Source organism: Nonomuraea harbinensis, assembly GCF_019396385.1.
Classification (GTDB): domain Bacteria; phylum Actinomycetota; class Actinomycetes; order Streptosporangiales; family Streptosporangiaceae; genus Nonomuraea; species Nonomuraea ferruginea.
On sequence record NZ_JAHKRN010000016.1, the window covers coordinates 19,848 to 39,561 of the forward strand.

Annotated in this window: 21 protein-coding genes; 11 read left to right on the forward strand and 10 right to left on the reverse strand. The window is 71.9% G+C overall.

What is annotated here, in order from left to right; translation table 11 throughout:
- Nucleotides 1-95 precede the first annotated feature (95 nt).
- A complete protein-coding gene (locus KME79_RS18315; RefSeq protein ID WP_219545468.1) occupies nt 96-566 on the forward strand; it encodes a nitroreductase family deazaflavin-dependent oxidoreductase in 471 nt (156 codons plus the stop codon).
- Here the strand turns inward: KME79_RS18315 and KME79_RS18320 are convergent.
- Complete coding sequence (locus tag KME79_RS18320; protein ID WP_148036195.1) at nt 516-1,505, reverse strand: LLM class flavin-dependent oxidoreductase; 990 nt, start codon at nt 1,503-1,505, stop codon at nt 516-518. The genes KME79_RS18315 and KME79_RS18320 overlap by 51 nt on opposite strands.
- 279 nt (nt 1,506-1,784) lie before the next feature.
- Between KME79_RS18320 and KME79_RS18325 the strand changes: the two genes are divergently transcribed.
- On the forward strand, nt 1,785-3,800 hold the full coding sequence (locus KME79_RS18325) for a CehA/McbA family metallohydrolase (protein WP_219545469.1): 2,016 nt from the start codon (nt 1,785-1,787) through the stop codon (nt 3,798-3,800).
- On the opposite strand, the gene KME79_RS18330 is transcribed toward KME79_RS18325, so the two are convergent.
- Nucleotides 3,797-3,982: a hypothetical protein gene (locus KME79_RS18330; RefSeq protein WP_219545470.1), complete on the reverse strand. Its 186-nt coding sequence runs from the start codon at nt 3,980-3,982 to the stop codon at nt 3,797-3,799. The genes KME79_RS18325 and KME79_RS18330 overlap by 4 nt on opposite strands.
- A 333-nt stretch (nt 3,983-4,315) precedes the next feature.
- Between KME79_RS18330 and pip the strand changes: the two genes are divergently transcribed.
- On the forward strand, nt 4,316-5,239 hold the full coding sequence (gene pip, locus KME79_RS18335; RefSeq protein WP_219545471.1) for a prolyl aminopeptidase: 924 nt from the start codon (nt 4,316-4,318) through the stop codon (nt 5,237-5,239).
- A 221-nt stretch (nt 5,240-5,460) separates the two neighbouring features.
- On the forward strand, nt 5,461-6,753 hold the full coding sequence (locus tag KME79_RS18340; RefSeq protein ID WP_308248966.1) for a TIGR04013 family B12-binding domain/radical SAM domain-containing protein: 1,293 nt from the start codon (nt 5,461-5,463) through the stop codon (nt 6,751-6,753).
- Here the strand turns inward: KME79_RS18340 and KME79_RS18345 are convergent.
- Complete coding sequence (locus KME79_RS18345; protein ID WP_148036198.1) at nt 6,750-7,016, reverse strand: hypothetical protein; 267 nt, start codon at nt 7,014-7,016, stop codon at nt 6,750-6,752. The two genes, KME79_RS18340 and KME79_RS18345, sit on opposite strands and share 4 nt — an antisense overlap.
- Before the next feature lie 60 nt (nt 7,017-7,076).
- Nucleotides 7,077-7,424, reverse strand: a complete 348-nt coding sequence (locus tag KME79_RS44910) for a VOC family protein (protein ID WP_246640085.1) — start codon at nt 7,422-7,424, stop codon at nt 7,077-7,079.
- On the opposite strand from KME79_RS44910, the gene KME79_RS18355 reads away from it, so the two are divergent.
- Both KME79_RS18355 and KME79_RS18360 read left to right on the forward strand, forming a co-directional pair.
- Entirely contained in the window at nt 7,312-7,581 is a 270-nt protein-coding gene (locus KME79_RS18355) for a MarR family winged helix-turn-helix transcriptional regulator (RefSeq protein WP_246640061.1), read from the forward strand. The genes KME79_RS44910 and KME79_RS18355 overlap by 113 nt on opposite strands.
- A 59-nt stretch (nt 7,582-7,640) precedes the next feature.
- Nucleotides 7,641-7,826: a hypothetical protein gene (locus tag KME79_RS18360; RefSeq protein ID WP_148036200.1), complete on the forward strand. Its 186-nt coding sequence runs from the start codon at nt 7,641-7,643 to the stop codon at nt 7,824-7,826.
- Here the strand turns inward: KME79_RS18360 and KME79_RS18365 are convergent.
- Nucleotides 7,815-9,062, reverse strand: coding sequence for a saccharopine dehydrogenase family protein (locus KME79_RS18365; RefSeq protein WP_219545473.1), 1,248 nt, complete (start codon nt 9,060-9,062; stop codon nt 7,815-7,817). The genes KME79_RS18360 and KME79_RS18365 overlap by 12 nt on opposite strands.
- 82 nt (nt 9,063-9,144) lie before the next feature.
- Between KME79_RS18365 and KME79_RS18370 the strand changes: the two genes are divergently transcribed.
- From KME79_RS18370 to KME79_RS18385, 4 genes are all read left to right on the forward strand, one after another.
- Complete coding sequence (locus KME79_RS18370; RefSeq protein WP_219545474.1) at nt 9,145-9,852, forward strand: TetR/AcrR family transcriptional regulator; 708 nt, start codon at nt 9,145-9,147, stop codon at nt 9,850-9,852.
- 54 nt (nt 9,853-9,906) lie between these two features.
- Complete coding sequence (locus KME79_RS18375) at nt 9,907-10,659, forward strand: DUF998 domain-containing protein (protein WP_219545475.1); 753 nt, start codon at nt 9,907-9,909, stop codon at nt 10,657-10,659.
- 62 nt (nt 10,660-10,721) lie between these two features.
- Complete coding sequence (locus tag KME79_RS18380; protein WP_219545476.1) at nt 10,722-13,010, forward strand: sensor histidine kinase; 2,289 nt, start codon at nt 10,722-10,724, stop codon at nt 13,008-13,010.
- Complete coding sequence (locus tag KME79_RS18385; RefSeq protein ID WP_148036205.1) at nt 13,007-13,393, forward strand: DUF742 domain-containing protein; 387 nt, start codon at nt 13,007-13,009, stop codon at nt 13,391-13,393. Before KME79_RS18380 ends, KME79_RS18385 begins: the two co-directional genes overlap by 4 nt.
- Here the strand turns inward: KME79_RS18385 and KME79_RS18390 are convergent.
- The 5 genes from KME79_RS18390 to KME79_RS18410 form a co-directional block, all read right to left on the reverse strand.
- Nucleotides 13,390-13,962: a GTP-binding protein gene (locus KME79_RS18390; protein WP_148036206.1), complete on the reverse strand. Its 573-nt coding sequence runs from the start codon at nt 13,960-13,962 to the stop codon at nt 13,390-13,392. The two genes, KME79_RS18385 and KME79_RS18390, sit on opposite strands and share 4 nt — an antisense overlap.
- Nucleotides 13,943-14,305: a DUF742 domain-containing protein gene (locus KME79_RS18395; protein ID WP_148036207.1), complete on the reverse strand. Its 363-nt coding sequence runs from the start codon at nt 14,303-14,305 to the stop codon at nt 13,943-13,945. The genes KME79_RS18390 and KME79_RS18395 overlap by 20 nt, the downstream gene beginning before the upstream one ends.
- A complete protein-coding gene (locus KME79_RS18400; protein WP_148036208.1) occupies nt 14,302-14,706 on the reverse strand; it encodes a roadblock/LC7 domain-containing protein in 405 nt (134 codons plus the stop codon). The genes KME79_RS18395 and KME79_RS18400 overlap by 4 nt, the downstream gene beginning before the upstream one ends.
- Nucleotides 14,703-16,805: a sensor histidine kinase gene (locus tag KME79_RS18405; protein ID WP_219545477.1), complete on the reverse strand. Its 2,103-nt coding sequence runs from the start codon at nt 16,803-16,805 to the stop codon at nt 14,703-14,705. The genes KME79_RS18400 and KME79_RS18405 overlap by 4 nt, the downstream gene beginning before the upstream one ends.
- Before the next feature lie 227 nt (nt 16,806-17,032).
- Complete coding sequence (locus tag KME79_RS18410; RefSeq protein WP_246640045.1) at nt 17,033-18,754, reverse strand: NAD(P)-binding protein; 1,722 nt, start codon at nt 18,752-18,754, stop codon at nt 17,033-17,035.
- A gap of 294 nt (nt 18,755-19,048) precedes the next feature.
- Between KME79_RS18410 and KME79_RS18415 the strand changes: the two genes are divergently transcribed.
- Nucleotides 19,049-19,696: a hypothetical protein gene (locus tag KME79_RS18415; RefSeq protein WP_219545478.1), complete on the forward strand. Its 648-nt coding sequence runs from the start codon at nt 19,049-19,051 to the stop codon at nt 19,694-19,696.
- Nucleotides 19,697-19,714 lie beyond the last annotated feature (18 nt).

Genomic DNA, 19,714 nt, shown 5'->3' on the forward strand with positions numbered 1-19,714 from the left:
TCACCCTAACCGGGGGACTCCCGGCGCGGACCTGACGAATGTCATGGGCTGGGCGACTTGACCTCAACCCCGGTCGAAGTTCCACACTTGATCGCATGGACAAGGTAATCGACAGCCCGACGGGCTGGGTGGCCGAGCACATCCGCCGCTACGTGGAGACGGACGGGGAGAGCGGGCACCTGTTCCAGGGGCTGCCCACGCTGCTGCTCACGACCCGGGGCAGGAAGTCGGGGCGGCTGCGCCGCACGGCGCTGATCTACGGGCAGGACGGCGACCGCTACCTGCTCGTCGCCTCCAACGGCGGCTCCGCGCAGCACCCCGCCTGGTATCTCAACCTGACCGCTGATCCGGACGTCACCGTGCAGGTGCGGGCCGACAGGTTCGCCGCCCGCGCCCGCACCGCCACCGAGCAGGAGAAGAAGGAGCTGTGGCCGGGCATGGCCACCGTGTTCCCGACGTACGACACGTACCAGTCCAGAACGGACCGGGACATCCCGCTGGTGATCCTGGAGCCGTCAGGCGGGGACGAGGCCCTGGACCTCGGCGAGAAGCTCGAAGGAGCGTAGCCAGGCCTCCCGGTCGGGGGCCGCCGACACCGTGATGAGCTCGTCGGCCCCGACATGCTCGGCGAACCGGCCCAGATACTCCTTGACCTCGCCGGGCGTGCCGACGGCCGAGTACTTGGTCATCTGGAGGATCTGCTGCCCGGCGGGCGACTCCAGGATCATGTCCGCCTCTTCGGCGGTGAACTCGCGCTCGCGGCCCAGCAGGAGGCTCACCCGGTTGCGCTTGGCGGCCAGGAACTGCTCCTCCGCCTTCTCCCTGGTGTCGGCGGTGATCACGTTCACGCCGGCGATCACGTACGGCTCGGCGAGCTGCGCGGACGGCTTGAACTCGCGCCGGTAGAGCGCGACCGCCTCCTCCAGCGCGGCGGGCGCGAAGTGCGAGGCGAACGCGTACGGCAGCCCGAGCATGGCCGCGAGCTGCGCGCCGAACAGCGAGGACCCGAGGATGTACAGCGGCACGTCGGTGCCCTTGCCCGGTGTCGCGTCCACGCCCGGGATGCGGGAGTCGCCGGTCAGGTAGCCCTGCAGCTCCAGCACGTCCTGCGGGAAGCTGTCCGCCGAGGAGGGCGTGCGGCGCAGCGCCCGCATGGTCTTCTGGTCGCTGCCGGGCGCCCGCCCGAGCCCCAGGTCGATCCGGCCGGGGTGCAGCGTGGCGAGCGTGCCGTACTGCTCGGCGATGGTCAGCGGGGAGTGGTTGGGCAGCATGACGCCGCCGGCGCCGAGACGGATGGTGCTCGTCCGCGCGGCCACGTGCGCGATCAGCACGCTGGTGGCCGAGGACGCGATCGAGGGCATGTTGTGGTGCTCGGCATACCAGATGCGCCGGTATCCCCACTGCTCGGCGCGCCGCGCCAGCTCCACGCTGGCGGCGAAACTGTCGGCGGCGGTCTCTCCCTTGCCGATGTACGCGAGATCGAGAATGGAGAGAGGCAGGGGCATGGGACGTACCTTTCCTTGAGCGGGTACCAAAAGGTAACCGGTGCCCGGGTCCCATTATTTCCGGCACACCTCCTCCTGGCCTGGCCGTCTTCTCCCTGGACGCCGGGTAGCATCCGCCATGTGAACCGTCGCATCGTCGCCCTTATGGTCATCATCGGGATGGTCGGGATGAGTGGGCTCGCCGTGGTCGTCTCGGCCGTGCAGTCGGGCGGTGGGTGGTAAGTACCTGACGGGTCCAGCGTTTCGTGACACGATGTCGGTGACTTCGAGGAGTGTCCGATGTGTGACGATCCGCTGCTTCCCGAGACCGTCGCCCGCGCGCTGACCGATTACCGGGACCTCCGCGATCAGCACGGCGTGTGCTGGGGCGAGGAGCCGCTGTCGTACGTGGTCCAGGCGTGGGCCACCGTCTTCCTCGACCGGAGCCACGACTACTGGGCCACCGGGATGCGGCAGCTCGCCGAGCGCCTGCCCGGGGCGTCCGAGGACGAGATCGACGACCGGATGGGCGAGGTGGACGTCGACCGGGTGGTCCGCGACGCGCTCGGCGGCGACGTGCTCACCTCACTGCCCGCGCTGCGGCTCCGGCCCGGCGCGGTCACGCTGGAGGCCCGCGCGCGGGTGGTGCTCGGCGACGAGCCAGGCCGTACGTGGTTGCTGCTGGACTCGAGCCGGGACGAGCCGGTCACGGTGCTCGTGGACGGCGACGCGTACGAGATCCCGCCACGCGGAGCGAAGATCGTCGGCGTGCGGCGGGAGGTCGTCGCCGACGGGGCGCCGGTCGATCTGGCGCCGCTGACCAGGCGGGCGGAGGCGGCGGCGGTGCGGTTGCGCGCCGGGTTCCCGTGCCGGTGGAGCGTGACGTCGGCCGGCGGGCAGGGCTGGTATCCCGAGGGCACCCCGCCCAAGGTCGACGGGCACGGCAGAGCGTACTTCCACGGCGACGACCTGGTGGTGGCCGTGCCCGCCGAGCCGATCACGGTGACGGTCACCAGGGGCATGGAGTACGCCGAGTCCGAGGTCGCGCTGACCCCGGCCGCGGGCGGGGAGACGCTGGTCGAGCTGACCCCCGAGCGGTTGTACGACGCGGCGGCGCACGGCTGGTACGGCGGCGACATGCACGTCCACCTCAACTGGATGGGCGAGGAACCGGCCGCACCCGAGCTGGCCGCGGCCGCCCAGCACGGCGAGGACCTGCACGTGCTCAACCTGGTGGCCGGGAACGTGGCGAGCGCGCGGGTCTACGACCGGGAGGCGCTCGAACACTGGCTGGGCCGCGATCTGCCGTGGTCCGACGGGCGCCACCTGGCCAGGATCGGCGTGGAGTACCGCAACGACCTGGTCGGCCACGTCGGCGCCTTCGGGCTGCGCGGGCTGCCTGAACGCTTCCACACGGGCTTCTCCGGCGACGCCGACTGGCCCCCGAACGCGGTCGCCTGCGAGGAACTGCACGAGATGGGCGCGGTGCTCGGCTACGGGCACCCGTTCCACCTGCCGGTCTCCGACACCGACCCGCCGGAGGCGGCGGTGGCGCGCGGGCGCAACTGCTCGGCCAGGGAGATCGTCGCCGACGCGGCGCTCGGCCTGATCGACACGCTGGACGTGCTCAACCACTCGTCGATCACCGCCACGGCCGCGGTCTACCGGCGCCTGATCGGGGCCGGCAACCGGCTGACGGTGACCGCCGGCACCGACGCGGTACTGTCGTTCTGCCACCGCGGCACCTCGTCGGGCCCGCCCGGGTGGGAGCGGGTGTACGCGCGGGTGGACGGCCCGCTCACCGCCGAGTCGTTCGCCGAGGCGATCCTCATGGGCCGCACGTTCGCCACCACCGGCCCGTGGCTCGACCTCACCGTGAACGGCCACGGCCCCGGCGACACGCTGGACCTGGCGCCCGGGGAGCGCGTCGAGATCACCGTCACCTCGGTCGGGCCCGAGGTCGAGACCCTGGAGATCCGCACCGCCGACGGGGTGGTGGCCCAGGGGCCGCCCGGCCGCCTCACGGCCACGCTGACCCCGGGCGAGCCCACGTACGTGGTCGCGGTCGCCACCGGAGGGCCGCACCCGCGAAGCTTCCACGGAAGCGGCGCGTACGCGCACACGAGCCCGGTCTACCTGAACGTGGCGGGCACGCGTGTGGCGCGGCCCGAGGACGTGCGGTGGTGCCTGGACTGGCTGGACCGGCTGGAGGAGGTGCTGCGGGAGTCGGGCGTCTTCGCGACCAAGGACCAGTACGACGACCACGTGGCGCTCTACGACCGCGCGCGGCAGGTCTACCGGGCCAGGCTCGGTTAGGCCAGGCAGAGGTCCGCGCCGGCGGGGGCGGTGTCGTCGTCGAGACCCTCCAGGAGGACGGCGGCCAGGCTGCGGCGCTGGGCGGCCGTGAGGGTCATCGGCAGCACGATCGGCATCAGCTCGATGGCGCCGCCGGGCAGGTGACGGACATGGCAGGGGACGAGGGAGGAGGTGTGGAACACTCCCTCACTATGGCAGCCGCCACCGACAAGATCAGGTTGTTTTCCATGCCGGCGCCGACAGCAAGGTCCTCGCAAGGCAGCGCGCTGCGCGCGACCCCGACTCGGGCTGCGCTCTGCGGGGGAGCCAAGCTCCCCCACACCCCCTTGCCAGGGGCTCCCGCCCCCGGACCCCGTGTGTGAGGCGGTTTCCGTCAAGCAGGGAGCGGACGGTTCGCCTCCGGACCTGGTGTGAGGCGGTTTCCGTCAAACAGGAAAGGGGACGGCGCGATGGGGCTCCCGCCCCCGGACCCCGTGTGTGAGGCGGTCTCCGTTCAGAAGGGTGAGGATGGGGTCATGATCAATGAGAGCGGCATGCTTGACGTAGGCGACGGCAACCACGTGTATTGGGAGGTCCACGGCGCGCCCGGTGGGAAACCCGCCGTGGTGGTCCATGGCGGTCCGGGGTCGGGGGCGAGTCCCGGCTGGCTGCGGTTCTTCGACCTGGAGAAGTACCGGGTCGTGCTGTTCGACCAGCGCGGCTGTGGAAGGAGCACGCCTGACGCGGCCGACCACGACACGGACCTGTCCGTGAACACCACCCACCATCTGATCGCCGACATGGAGCTGCTCCGCGAGCACCTGGGCATCGACCGGTGGATGCTGTTCGGCGGCTCGTGGGGGACGACGCTCGGCCTGGCCTACGCGATCCGCCACCCCGACAGGGTCACCGAGATCATCATGTCCGGCGTCGCCACCACCACCCGGTGGGAGGTGGAGTGGATCACCGAGGGCGTCGGCCACTACTTCCCCCGGGAATGGGAGCGGTTCCGCGACGGCGCCCCGGGTGGCGGGCGGCTCGTCGACGCCTACGCCCGGCTGCTCGCCGACCCCGACCCGGCCGTCCGGGAGAAGGCGGCCCGCGACTGGTGCGCCTGGGAGGACTCCCACGTACGGGTGCGCGCCGACCAGGAGCCCGACCCGCGCTACGCCGACCCCCGGTTCCGGATGCGGTTCGCGCGGCTGGTCACCCACTACTGGAGCCACCACGCCTGGCTGGAGGACGGCGAGATCCTGGCCGGGGTGGAGAAGCTGGGCGACGTGCCCGGCGTCCTGGTACACGGCCGGATCGACCTGAGCAGCCCGCTGCGGACGGCCTGGGAGCTGTCGAACGCCTGGCCGGGCTGCGAGCTGGTGATCGTGGAGGAAGCCGGGCACAGCGCCGGCCAACCGGGCATGAGCGACGCCCTCAAGGCGGCGACCAGGCGCTTCGCCCGCTGAACCCAGCCCGGAGCCCGGGCGAAACCCGGCCGGAGTCCGGGCGAAACCCGGCCGGAGTCCGGGCGAAAGCCGGCCCGGAGTCCGGGCGGAGAGCCTGGTGGGAGTCCGGGCGGTGGTCCGGGCGGAGAGCCTGGTGGGAGTCCGGGCGGTGGTCAGAGCGGGAGTCCTGCCGTTGGTCAGGGCGGCGGCCGGGGGGCTCGCCGTCGGCTACGCTGCACGGCGTGGCGCTCGCTGTTGACGTGGTGGTCCGATATCGCAAGGCCGTGACCTACGGCGTGCACGCCCTGCTCGCCGCCCTGGAGACCGCGGGGGTCGAGCACGGGCTGCGCCTCGGCACCACCGTCGAGGAGACGGCGGCGCACATCGCCGCCAGCCGGGCCGATCGGGTGCTCGTCCTGTGGTCGTTCTACTCGCCCGACGCCGACGCGATGGCCGCCGAGCTGGCCGCCGTGCGGGCGCTGGAAGACCGGGACGGCGTCCTGCACATCGCGGGCGGCGTGCACGCCACCGCCGAGCCGCAGCAGGTCATCGACGCCGGGTGGGACCTGGCCGGCGTCGGCGAGGGCGAGTCGACGATCGTGGCGCTCGTCGAGGCGTTGCGCGGCGGCGACCCGCTCACGGGCGTCCCCGGGCTCGCGCTCAGGGACGCCGACGGGGTCGCGCTGCGCACCCGCCCGGCGCCGCAGCTCCCGCTGGACGCGTTCCCGTCCTTCCCGGCCCGGCGCGGGCGGTTCGGGCCGATCGAGATCACCAGAGGGTGCCGTTACACCTGTCGCTTCTGCCAGACGCCCTTCATGTTCGGCGGCCAGTTCCGCCACCGGTCGGTGGCGAGCGTGCGCGAGCACGTGCGGGAGATGGCCGGACACGGGCTGCGCGACGTCCGGTTCATCACGCCGACCTCGCTCTCGTACGGGTCGCCGGGGCCGGGCCCCGACCTGGACGCCGTGGAGGAGCTGCTGGCCGGGGTCAAGGAGGAGCTGCCGCCGCACGGCCGGGTGTTCTTCGGCAGCTTCCCGTCCGAGGTGCGGCCCGAGCACGTGACGCCCGAGGCCATGCGGCTGCTCAAGCGCTACGTCGCCAACGACAACCTGATCATCGGCGCTCAGTCGGGCTCCGACCGCGTGCTCGCGGCCTCGGGGCGCGGCCACGACACCTCACCCGTACGCGACGCGGTGCGGATCGCGGTGGAGCACGGCTTCCGGCCGAACGTCGACTTCATCTTCGGCATGCCGGGCGAGCAGGAGGACGACCAGGAGGCCTCGCTCAAGCTGGCCGCCGATCTGGCCGACCTGGGGGCGCGCATCCACACCCACACCTTCATGCCGCTGCCGGGCACTCCGTGGCGCGACGCCGAGCCCGCGTTCATCCCCCTGGCCACGGTGCGTGAGCTCGACCGGCTGGCCCAGCGCGGCGACGCCTACGGCCACTGGCGCAAGCAGGCCGAGCACGCCGCGAGGCTGGCCGAGACCGCCAAGGCCTACCCGCGCCGGACCCGCCGGCGCCGGACGGGCTAGCGCTCGTCGTCGTCCTGGTCGTAGGCGGGCCCCTCGTCGTCGGGGAGCAGGTCGTCCAGGACGCGGTTCACCGCGTCGCCCAGCGGGCGGAACGCCTGGGTGAGCGCGTTGGCCAGCGGCCCGAAGATCTCGCTCACCTCGCGCAGCAGGTCGTCGCTCTTGTCCTCGGGCGGCGCCCAGCGCATGGCGTCGGCGCTCAGCGTCTCCCACTCGTCGACGACGCCGTCGATGGCGTCGAGCACGTGGTCTGGATCCCTCGGCATGACGTTCTCCAGGAGGGGAATCGGATTAACACCACGGTAACCCGTACCCGCCCGATCACGTCAGACCGGGATCGACACTCCGACGCCGCCGCGCGTGCGCGCGCCGAACCGCTCCTTGGCGGCGGCCAGGTCGAGCGGCAGAACGCGGGTCCTGGCGGCGAGCAGCTCGTCGTCGATCATGTCGGCCGGCACCAGCCAGGACACCTCGAACTCCAGCCCGTCGGGGTCGTGCGCGTAGAGCGCCTTGGTGGTGGCGTGGTCGGAGGCGCCGGGGCGCGCGCTGCGGATGAGCGAGCTGGCCGCGAAGGCGCAGAGCTCACAGAGCCGGCTCTCGCACGCGTTGGCCCGGCTGGAGGAGCGCGGCTGGGTCCGCCGCGACCGCTGCCCCGAGGACCGGCGCGGCAACATCGCCGTGCTCACCGACACGGGCTTCGCGGCGCTGGAGTCCGCCGCGCCCGGTCACGTCGAGGAGGTGCGCCGCGTCCTGTTCGACGTGCTCACGCCCGAGCAGGCCGGCAGCCTGCATGAGATCTGCGCCACGGTACGGGACACGCTGAAGCGATAGCCGGAAACTGTCGGCGCCCCGTCGTACCGTGTCCCGGGTAGTCGTATGAGGAGACGGGGATGCACGACGAAGAGGCGCTGTTCCGCACGGTTCACGGCATCGCGGGCCGGTTCGCCGGCCAGCCGGTGCCCGTGGTGATCGACGCGCTGTTGCGGCAGTTGCCCCAGGCCCCCGGCTTCACCGGCGCCGACATCCGGCGCATCGCCGAGGAGATCAGCGTGGGCCGCGACCCGTCAGGCCTCTGACCCCACTCCGGCGGGTTCCTGCTCGCGCAGGCCCCACGGCGACCCGTACTCCTCCAGCAGGTCCAGGAACGGGCGCGGCGGGAACGCCTCGGGGCCGAGCACGCCCTCGCCCCGCCACGTGCCGCCGGCGACCAGTTCCAGCGCGGCGACCGGGTTGACGGCGGTCTGCCAGACCACGGCCTGCGAGCCGTACTCACGCATCGACCACTGGTTGTCGACCACGTGGTAGAGGTACACCTCGCGCGGCCGGCCGTCCTTGACGCCCTTCACCCAGGTGCCGGCGCAGGTCTTGCCGTGCATGCGCTCGCCCAGCTCGGCCGGGTCGGGCAGCACGGCGGCCACCACGTCGCGCGGCGAGACCCGGGCGGGGCCGCGGTCGGTGCGCACGGTGACCGGCCGGGTGCCGTCCAGGCCCAGCTCGTGCAGGGTCTTGAGCCTGGAGATGAAGTCCTCGCCGAGCCCGTACTTGAAGGTGACCCGCCCGGCGTCCACCCAGCGGGGCACCAGCAGCACCTCCTCGTGCTCGACGTTCACGCACTCGATCGGGCCGATGCCCTCGGGGAAGTCGAACACCTCCGGCTCGCTGAACGGCTCGGTGGTGAACCACCCCCGGTCGCGCTCGTAGACGAGCGGCGGGTTGAGACACTCCTCGATCGTGGTCCAGATGGAGAACGACGGGGCGAACTCGTAGCCGTCGACGGTGAGGTTGCCGCCGTCGCGTACGCCGATCTCCTCGATCTCGTCGAACAGCTCGTCGGCGGCGTAGCGGGCGAACACGTCGGACAGCCCCGGCTCGACGCCCATGCCGACGAGCGCCAGCCGGCCGGCCCGCCGCCAGTCGCCGTCGCGGGCGAACTGCTCGTCGCCGAGCTTCACCCCGACCTGCTCGTACGGGTGTTCGGGGTGCGGCCTGGACATGGACATCGCCATGTCGAGATAGTGCGCCCCGCCCGCGAGCGCCGCCTCGAACAGCGGCATCACGAAGCGGGGGTCGGTGGCGTTGAGCAGGACGTCGCACCGGTGGCCGAGAAGCAGGCCGACGACCGCCGAGGTGTCGGAGGCGTCGACCTCCGCCGCGGTGAAGCGGGTCTCGCCGGGGCCGAGCGCGGCGACGGCCGCCTGAGCCCGGGAAATGTCGTAGTCGGCGACCACCATATGGTCGAAGAACTCGCGGCGGGTGGCGATGCGGGTGATGGCGGTGCCCACACCGCCGGCGCCCACAAGAAGAATACGCATGATCTCTCCTGGTTGCGGGGGTGCCCTTCAAGCAAAGACGAGTACGCTCATCAACGTCAATGGTGTTGGCATAAGGAGAGGTATGCCGAAGCGCGTAGTGCCCGAGGCGGCACGACGGCGGCGCCGGCCCACCCGGCAGGGCCGGGTGCTCAGCCACGAGCTGATCATCGCCACCGCCCTGCGCATGCTCAAGGAGCACGGCGCGGCGGGCCTGACGGCCAGGCGGCTGGGGCTGGCGCTGGGCGCCGACGCCAGCACGATCTACCGCTACTTCCGCGGCATGGACGACCTGACCCTGGCCATCGCCGACGCGCTGTTCGCCGCGGCGCTGGAGAGCTGGCGCGCCACCGGCGACTGGCGGGCCGACCTGCGGGCGCTGGGGCTGAGCATCTACCGGGCCTACCTGTCGCACCCGCAGGCGGCCGTGCTCACCGCGAGCCGGGTGGCGGGCCGCCCGCACGAGGTGGCGGTGGACGAGACGATCCTCTGCATCCTGCGCACCGAGGGCTTCCCCGACCCCGACGCCGTGCGGGTCTATCACGCCTTCATCGACCAGAGCCTGGCCTTCGCCGTGCTCGACGCCGCCTCGCTGGCGCTGCCCGAGGCGGCACGGCAGGCCGACCAGGAGGTCTGGCGCGAGACCTACGCCCGCCTCCCGGCCGAGACCCACCCCCACATCGCCGCCACGGCGCCCCTCCTGGTGGCCAGGATGAACGACAGCGGCTACCCGGCGGCCCTGGACATGCTCCTCGACAGCGCGGCCCGGCAACTCAGGGATCGGTCAGGGTGAGGTAAGGGACGACGCCGGATGTCGCGGCGCCGTCCTCCCGGAAGACTCTCTGCCATGACCGGAGTCACCGAGGAACTGCCCGCCACCGAGGCCGATGCCGACGTGGAGGGGCCCCGGCCGCGCGGGGGCGTGGCGGGGCGGCCGGCGGGCGGACTCCCCGCCGGTTCCCGGGCCTACCCGCTCGTCGCGCTCGCCGCGATCGTGTGCGGCGTGGCCGGGATCGGGTTCGCGCAACTCGACTCCGATCTGAACCCGCTGCACGTGACCGTGAGCGAGTACGCCGTGGCCGACCGCGGGGGCGTCACGGAGGTCGCGATGGCGGTGGTGGCCCTGGGCTCGCTGGCGCTGCTGGCGGGGTTGCGGTCTGTGGGGGCTCCGGTGAGGGGGATGCCGGAGAGGCTGCTCCTGGTGTGGTCGGGCGCGCTGCTGGTGGCCGCGGCCGTCCCGACCGCACCGTTCGGCGCCGACCCGACATTCGCCGCGCAGGTTCACCGGTACGTGTCGATCGCGGCGTTCGTCAGCCTGCCGGCGGCGGGGGCGCTGCTGGTGCCCAGGCTGGCCCGCGACCCCGTGTGGCGGCCGGTGGCCAGGGTCGTCGAGTGGCTGGCCCTGGCGGGCGGGCTCGGGGTGCTGGCGATCACGTACGTGGCGCTGCCCGGGGAGCGGGTCATGATCGGGTTGGTGGAGCGGGCGCTGCTGGGCGCGGAGGTGGCGTTGCTGGCCGTGCTGGCAGCATGGTTGGTGCGCGTGGTCTGGGTCAGTACCACAGTCAAAATCACGACATATCACAGATTTATCGCTAGTTGATCTTATCTCGGCCTCGATGAGTGCTATTCTCTCCCGCGATCTTCTAACCGGGAGCAGGTGTCATGGCATCGGGCAGATCCATCCGATTCAAGATCTCGACGCTGCTCGTCATCCCGCTGGTCTCCCTGGTCGCGCTCTGGGGATTCGCCGCGAGCACGACGTCGAGGGAGGCGCTGAACCTCCTCAAGGTCGAGACCTTCTGGACCGGGATCATCGATCACGCCGACTTCCTCGTGGTCAACCTCCAGGCCGAGCGCCTGGCCTCCGCCGAGCTGCTGTCCGGCGCCCCCGTCAACGCCAAGAAGCTGGCCGACGCCCGTGCCACGGTGGACCGGGTCAGGAAGAACCTGACCGACGGCGCGCTGTCCGAGGACACCCAGGCGGCGCTCGACGACGACATGAAGACGCAGCTCGCCGACGTCTTCAAGGCCGTCGACCGGCTGACGGAGATCAGGAGCAAGGTCGACAGCCGGACGCTGACCCCGCACGCCCTGATCACCGAGTACGCCACCATCCCGGACGCCATCGACCGCCTGTACGCGGCCTTCACCGTCAGCACCGACGTCGAGCTGTCCCGGCAGTCACAGGCCCTGATCATGGCCGCGCAGGTGCGCGAGCTCCTCAGCCGCGAGCACGCCCTGATCGTCGCGGGCAACGCCGTCCCCGGCGGCGACGGGTGGACGATGGCCGAGATCCACCTGCTGGCCGGCATCGACGGCGCGCGCACGTACCTCTTCCCCAAGGTCATGGCCAACCTGGACCCGGAGATGCGGGCCCCGCTGGAGAGGATGGCCGCCACCGGGAACTACGGCTCCATGGAGCGGCTGCTGCACTCGTACGTCTCCGGCCAGCCGGTGGACCTGCAGGTGTGGCGGGGCCAGGTCGAGCCGGTGCTGGAGGAGTACACCCAGGGCCTCTACACGGCCGGTGACATCCTGCTGGCCCGGATGGAGCCCGCCGGCATGGTCATCATCGTGCGCGCCGCCGTCGCGGGCGCGCTCGGGCTCATCGCGGTCGTCTTCTCCGTCGTCGTCTCCGTACGGGTCGGCCGGCGGCTCTCCCGCGAGCTGGCGGCGCTGCGCGGCTCCGCGCAGGAGCTGGCCGAGGTGCGCCTGCCCGGCGTGGTCGCCAAGCTGCGCCGCGGCGAGCCGGTGGACCAGGCCGCCGAGGTGCCGCCGATCGAGGTGGAGGCGGGCGCCACCAGCGAGGTGACCGACCTGGCGGCCTCGTTCGACAGCGTCCGGCACACCGCGGTCGACGCCGCGCTGGAGCAGGCCCGGCTGCGCGAGGGCGTGGCCGAGGCGCTGCGCAACCTGGCCAGGCGCAGCCAGTCGCTGGTCCAGCGCCAGCTCAAGCTGCTGGACGAGATGCAGCGGCAGACCGAGGAGCCGGAGGCGCTGGAGAGCCTGTTCAAGCTCGACCACCTGACGACCCGCATGCGCCGGCACGCCGAGGGCCTGGTGCTGCTGTCCGGCGGCGCGGCCGGTCGGCGCTGGCGCGGCGTCATCGGCGTCGAGGACATGCTGAACGGGGCCGCGGGCCAGGTCGAGGAGTACACCCGGGTGCGCGTCTACCCGATGCCGGAATGCGGCATCCCGGGTGAGGCGGTGGCCGACCTCATGCACCTGTTCGCCGAGCTGATCGAGAACGCGGCCACCTTCTCCGCGCCAGGCAGCGAGGTGTCGGTTCGCGGCGAACTGGTCGGCAAGGGCTTCGCGGTCGAGGTCGAGGACCGCGGGCTGGGCATGACGGACGAGGCGAGGGAGGCCGTCAACCGGCGGCTGGCCAGCCCGCCCGAGTTCGACCCTGCGCGGACCGAGCAGCTCGGCTTCGCGGTGGTCGGCATGCTGGCGGCCAGGCACGGGGTGAGCGTCACGCTCAAGCCCTCGCCGTACGGGGGGACCACGGCGATCGTGCTGGTGCCCGTGCAACTGGTCCAGCAGATGCCGTCGATCCGGACGCCGGAGCCGCCCGAGCTGGAGTCCGTCACGGTGTCGGTGGTAGGCAGGGAGAGCAGAGAGGGCAGGGAGAGCAGGGAGGGCGCGGAGACGCAGAGCGCTCCGCAGGACAACCGGCCTCCCGCGGGCCCGGGGCCGAGCGAGCTGCCGCGCCGGGTCCGTACCGCCAAGCGCAACGCCGAGTCGTCGGGGGGATCAGGGCTGCCCCGCCGGGTCCGCCAGGCCAACCTGCCGGAGCGGCTCAAGCAGCAGAGCGCGCCGGTCGCGGAGGAGCCGCGGGAGCCGGCGCAGGAGCGCTCGCCCGAGGAGACCAGGGCCCTGCTCTCGTCTCTCCAGTCGGGCTGGCAGCGCGGACGTCAGGACAGTGACCAGGACGGGGGGACGCCATCGTGAGTCGCGAGCGTGAGTGGGTCGACGAGGAGGCCGGGCCGGTCGTGCGCCCGTACGCGGTGACCCGCGGACGCACCAGGCCCGCGGCCAAGGCGCTGTCCACCGTGCTCGACATGCTGGCCACCGTGTCGCTCACCGGGCAGCCGGCTCCGGCGAACGCGGAGCTGGGCGCCCAGCACCGGCGGCTGCTGAACTGCGTGGTCCAGCACGCCAGGCCGGTCGCCGAGATCGCGGGGGAGCTCGACCTGCCGGTGGCGGTGGTCAGGGTGCTGATCGGCGACCTGATCGACTACGGCCTGGTCGTGGTGAAGGCGCCGCGGTCGAAGGCCGCGACGCCTACGGAGAGCCTCCTGCGTGAAGTGATCAACGGGCTGCGCGCGCTCTAACCTGTCGTGGTCAGCGTGCGCAGCGAGTGCTCGACAAGGGTGATCATGACTTCCTTGGCCGAGTTGCGCCGCCGCACGTCGCACAGCATCACGGGGACGTCCGGGTCCAGGTCGAGCGCGATGCGCACGTCCTCCACGCTGTGCTGCTCGGCGTCGTCGAAGCAGTTGACGGCCACCACGAACGGCGTGCCGCGCTGCTCGAAGTAGTCGACGGAGGGGAAGCAGTCGGTCAGCCGCCGGGTGTCGGCGATCACGACCGCGCCCAGCGCGCCGTAGGACAGCTCGTCCCACATGAACCAGAACCGCTCCTGGCCGGGGGTGCCGAACAGGTAGACGACCAGGCCCTCGCGGATCGTGATGCGGCCGAAGTCCATCGCCACGGTCGTGGTGGTCTTGGCCTCGACGCCGTCGAGGTCGTCGACGCCGACCCCGCGGTCGGACAGCACCTCTTCCGTACGCAGCGGCCTGATCTCACTGATCGACCCCACCAGGGTGGTCTTGCCCACGCCGAAGCCCCCGGCAATGAGGATCTTGAGCGCGACGGGGTCCTCAGAGAGCACGGAGTCCATTGATCACTTCCTTGAGAATGCCCTCACTCGGGCGCGATCCCGCCGCTGAGGGGGCCGACACCGAGATGAGGCCTTGGTCACGCAGGTCGCCCAGCAGGACCCGGACGACGCCGACAGGCAGATCGAGCTCGACGGCCACGTCGGCCACCGAGATCGGGTTGCGAGCCGCCCGGAGAATGAGCGACTGCTCGGGGGAGAGGCTGCCCGGAGCTTCCCCCACGGCGCGGACGGTCGCGACGAGGTCGAGATTGTCCCCCGACGACCTCGTACGACCTCGGATGAGGGCGTAGGGCCGCACGATCGGCCCCGCGTCCTCGTCCAACCACTGCGGGGTATCGCTCATGGCATGGCTCGCGGGTTGGTCGTGATGTGCTGGCCCACCCGCTTGACCAGCATCGCCATCTCGTAGGCGATGTGGCCCACGTCGACGTTGGCGTCGGCGAGCACCGCGAGGCACGTGCCCTGGCCCGCCGCCGTCACGAACAGGAACGCGGACTCCATCTCCACGATGGTCTGGCGGACGTCACCGCCGCCGAAATGGCGGCCGGTGCCCCGGGCCAGGCTCTGGAAACCGGCGGCCACGGCGGACAGATGCTCGGCGTCCTCGCGGGTCAGACCCTTGGAGTAACCGACGGCGAGGCCGTCGGTCGACAGGATGACCGCTTGCCTGACCGCGCCCACCCTGGTCGTCAGGTCGTCAAGGAGCCAGTTCAGCTCACCGGTGTTGGTCGTCGGCACACTCATGCCTCCCCCTCCTCATCAGCTTCTTCTCGGGCGCGCTGGGTTCCCCGCTGGAACGCGGAGAACAGGTCGCGTACCTCGTCGGGAGAGCGTTCGTTCTTCCGCTCGGGCTCCGGCTCGGGCGGCTGGCCGTCCTTGAGCCGGGATGACAATGTGGCCTGCCGGACCCGCCTTGGCAAGCCCGCGTGCGTGCCGCTGACCACCGCCAGGGCCTTCTTCCTGGTCCGGCCCGGCAGCGAGGGCAGCCCGTCGTTCTTGGCGGGGGGCAGTTCCTGCTGGTCGGTGACGAGCCTGTCCGGCACGAACACGATGGCGGTGGTGCCGCCGAACGGTGATCGCCTCAGCAGCACCTTGATGGCGTGCCGCTGGGCCAGCTTGGCGACCACGAACAGGCCGAGCCTGTCGCTGTCGGCCAGGTCGAACTCCGGAGGTTCCGTCAGGACGCGGTTGTAGGCGTCGTACTCCTCCGGCTGCAGCCCGAGCCCGCGGTCCTCCACCTCGACCGAGTAGCCGTTGCTGACCCGGTCGCCGCGGACGTGGACCGTGGTGTCGGGCGGTGAGTAGATCGTGGCGTTCTCCACCAGCTCGGCGATCAGGTGGGTGAGGTCGGCCGCGGCCGAGCCGTCCACCGCGCTGCCGTGCATGCCGGCCACGTCGACCCGGGTGTAGTCCTCCACCTCGGCGATGGCCGCCCGGACGACGTCGATCACCGGCACCGGCTTGCGCCAGGCCCGTCCGGGGGCGGAGCCCGAGAGGATGATCAGGCTCTCCGCGTGCCGCCGCATGCGGGTGGTCAGGTGGTCGAGCCGGAAGAGCTCTTCCAGCTGGTCCGGGTCGTGGGTGCGCCGCTGCATGCCGTCGAGCACCGAAAGCTGGCGGTGCAGCAGGCCCTGCTTGCGCCGGGCCAGGTTGAGGAAGACCTGGCCGAGCCCGCGGCGCAGCGCGGCCTGGCCGACGGCGGCGCGCACCGCGGTGGCCTGCACCGCGCCGAACGCGCCGGCCACGTCGCTGATCTCGGCCGAGCCGCTGACCTGGATCGGTCTGGCCGCCTGGGCGACGTCGACCTCCTCGCCCCTGCTGAGCCGCCTGACCAGGTCGGGCAGGCGCTGCTCGGACAGCTCGACGGCGGCCGAGCGCAGCCCGGCCAGCTCGGCGCCGAGCCGGCGGCCGAAACGCACCGAGATGATGATCGAGGCCAGCACGGCGACCAGGCCGACGCCGCCGGCGACGCCGATCTGGACCCTGGTGGCGGTGACCGCGCCGGCGGCCCTGCCGCCCAGCTCCTCGGCCGCCAGGCCGTTGATCCTCTCCAGCTCGGTGATCACCTTGCCGGTGTTGTCGTTCCAGCTCCCGCCGTCGGGCGGCGGCGCGCCGGACCTGATGACCCGGGCCTCCATGGTGGCGAAGGTCAGGAACGTCTGGCTCTTGAAGAGCTCCTCGTACGGCTGGCGCAGCTCGACGTCGAGACCCGCGAGGCCGCGCGCGTGCAGGAACTTCCTGGAGGAGGCGTACTCGGTGAAGGCGGCCGCCTCGGGCTCGATCAGCCGGCCGTCGAGCTGGGCGGCCCGGACGAGGGCGTGCTCCCTGAGCAGGAACTCGTGCGCGTTGCTCATCGTCTGCAGCGCGGTGACCTGCTGGTAGATGGTCAGCTCGGGGGCGGGGGCGAGGTGGTCGTAGAACCGGAACATGGCGTCGAGCAGCCGGTTGTACTCGTTGAGTCCGAGCATCCTGGTGCTGAAGCCGCCGTCGATGCCCGAGCGGATGGCGTGCAGCCGCGACAGCTCGGCCTGCACGGTGTTGAGCGGCGCGCGCATGTCGTCGGCGAGGTCGTCCTCGGCCCGCATGACGGCTTCGCGGAAGGCGTCGACCGCGGTGTCGGTGCGGGCGCGCTGCTCGCCGAGCTCGGCGCTGGGCTCACCGTCCGTGAGCTTGAGAAGTGAGCGCTCCCGCTCGGCCTGGAGCTCGACGCCCAGCTCAGTGGAGGTGACGCCGACCGTCTGGTGGAGGGAGTCGCCGCGCAGCAACGACCATCCGTCGCTCACAGTGAGGTTGAGCACGAAGCCCCAGAGCGCGCTCAAGGACAGGAGGGGTAACAGCAGCAATATAAAGATCTTGAACCGAATTGACCGGTTTTGCGAGCCCATGTCCCAACCTCGGAGTCGAGGGCATTTCCACAACCTCTGTGTAAATACACCTCCGGAAGATCGCACAGGAGACTAGCACCGATTAAGCACCCGCCGCAGTGGGAGGAAGAGGGATGTTTTCTGCGATTACCGAAGCGGACCCCAGGAAGGTACCGAGTAGGACACGAGGGTATTACCTCTCCGTCTCACCCTGAGAGCTCCCCGACGGCCCGATGGGCGGCGGTGACGGCGGCGTCCGCCCTGGCAGAGGGAGCCGCGTCCGATCCGGCCAGCCCGATCCGGCCGAACCGCCTGCGCGCCGCCTCGGCCGGCGACGACCCGTCGGGATGGAACCCGTGCCACGGACGGCAGTATTCGGGCGAGTAGCCATGACCCCACCGGTAGACCGCCACCGCCTCGACGTCCCTGCCCGGATCGAACCCGCCGGCGCCGAGCAGCCGCGCGAGCTGGTCGCGCGCCCCGAACTCCAGCATCGCGTACGGGGTGCGCAGCAGCGCCTGCCGCCCGGCGGCCGCCCCCTCGGCGGGACCCAGCTCCGAACGGGAGGGCGCGGCCACCAGCCGCGCCGTGACGCCGTCGCCGGAGTCGTGGGTCAGCTCGCTCATGCACCAGTACGCGCCGGTCCAGCGGGTGCGTGAGACGCCCAGCCGCCGCCAGGCGTCCGCGCTGCGCAGCCGCACCACGGCCTCCACCAGCGGCGTCTTCACCGCCGCGCGCAGCGCCGTGCGCTGCGCGCCCGGCAGGTCGGGGACGAGGTACGGGACGACGGAGTGCCAACAGGCGAGGATCACCGCCCCGGCGCCGACGGACCTGACCTCGTGGCCGTCGAAGTAGCCGACGGTGGCGGTGGTCGCGGTCTCGGGCGGCCCGTCGTTGCGCACGGACACGACGGGACTCGACAGCCGGAACCTGGCCCTGCCGCCCATCGCGTCCAGCATCGCCCGGACGAGCCCGTGCACCCCGCCGGGCAGGTGCGCAACCCGGCCGGTCACTCCCCACTCCTTGGCGATCGTGGGCGCGCTGAACCGCGACGGCTTGCCCTCGTCCAGCCCGAGCCCGCCGAACCCCGGGTAGCCGAGCCCCCAGGCGTCCACCGCGCCCAGGACACGCGTGTCGTACCCCCAGGAGGCGCTGGGCAGGGTCCGGTGGAACCGCTCGGCGTCCGGGTGCACCCGCAGCGAGTCCAGCAGGTAGCGGGAGTAGGTGAGGTCGGCCAGGCGCTCCTGCTTGGCCTCCGGCCCGAGCCCGGGGAACGGGTCGGGCGGGTCGGTGTGCAGGCGGATCAGGTCCTGCCTGGCGGCGTCGGCGACGGGCAGGCGGCCGATCCACCCGGCGGCGCTCGCGCCGGTGGACACCAGCGTCTCGACGGGGAACGTCTCGCGGTCGCACATCACGCTGTCGTCGGCGCCGCACTCCTGGCACGGTGCGGCCACGACGCCCAGCCGGTCGAGCAGCTCGCGGAACTCCGGCGTCCAGGTCACGGGCGCCGCCACCGAACCCGAGCCGGGACGCTGGGCGTGGCCGCCGATCGTGTCGTGGTTGTCCAGGATCAGCACGCGCGCCCCGGGATGGCGGCGCAGCCACTCGTGGGCGGCGCTCACCCCGCTCAGCCCGGCCCCCACCACCACCAGGTCGTAGGCCTCCCCCGTCGGCACGGGCGGGTCCGCCTGCTGCCAGAACCGGCCGTCGCGCAGCGCGTGGAGCACGCCGAGCGCCTGGGAGGTGTTGCCGCGGAACGCCGCCGCCGCCGGGGCAGACGAGGCGGCATAGGCCGTTCCGGCTCCTCCCGAGGCGCCCAGGGCCGCGGCGCCCGCCGTCACGGCCACCCCGTCGAAGAAGTCGCGGCGCGAGATGGCGCGCCCCATGCCCAGTTCGCGTCCCGCCGCCGAACGGCCGATGTCCCCCATGGGGCCGATCATCGGGACTCGCCGGAAAAGGCCAATGGCGCCGCGCTGCGGGTGGCTGAGTCTTTGCGCTACTTGTGACGGTGAATGCCGTTGGGTAAATGCCGTCCGATTCGCTGATCGCGGGCCGTAGTCGCTGCTAGAAGGTGGGTTGGGCGGTCTTGTCGAATGCGTTGAATCCGGTGGATAGCGCCGTTGCCGGTTCGCGCGGCGCGCGTTTCCCTTAACGTCTACCCGATGCCGTTGAAGTGAAATGGAGAACTCATGCTTAAGGCATTTTCCGCCGCATTTCTAAGCATGACGGTCATAGCGGGCTGCTCTTCGGAGAAGGCCGCGGCGCCCGCCGCGTCCACCCCGCCGCCCGCGTCCGCCCCGAAGCCCGCCGAGGCGGCCAAGCTCCGCGCCGCGCTGCTGCCGGCGCCCAAGGGCATGCAGGTCGCGTACGGCCCGGAGGTCGGGACCTACAGCACGCTCCGGTCCACCAGACAGGGCCTGGAGTCGGTCCGCCAGGCCAAGCTGGACCACCCCGAGTGCGCGGGCGCGGCCCTGCTCGACGTCGCCCAGCCGGAGGTCGCCAAGGCTCCGGCCGCCGTCGTCGGGTTCGCCTCGCCGAAGGGGTCGATCACCCAGGCCGTGGTCTCGCTGCCCGCCGGGGTGTTCCCCGGCCCGCTGCCCAGCGAGTGCGACGCGTACCACGCCCACGTGCGCGGCATCGACGTGGTCTACCGCACCCGCGACCTGAAGATGCCGAAGCAGGGCGACGAGTCGCGCGCCTACCTCACCACCGCGTCGGGCGGCGACCGGCAGGCCCAGATCGGCACGGTCACGATCAGGCGCGGCACCCTCGTCATGAGCCTCATGGTCGTCGGCCGCGAGGTGAAACGAGCCGGCCTGATGGAGCTCGGCAAGCTCGCCGACCAGAACCTCTCGCGGGCCGCCGTCTGAGCCGCGGAGAGCCAGCCG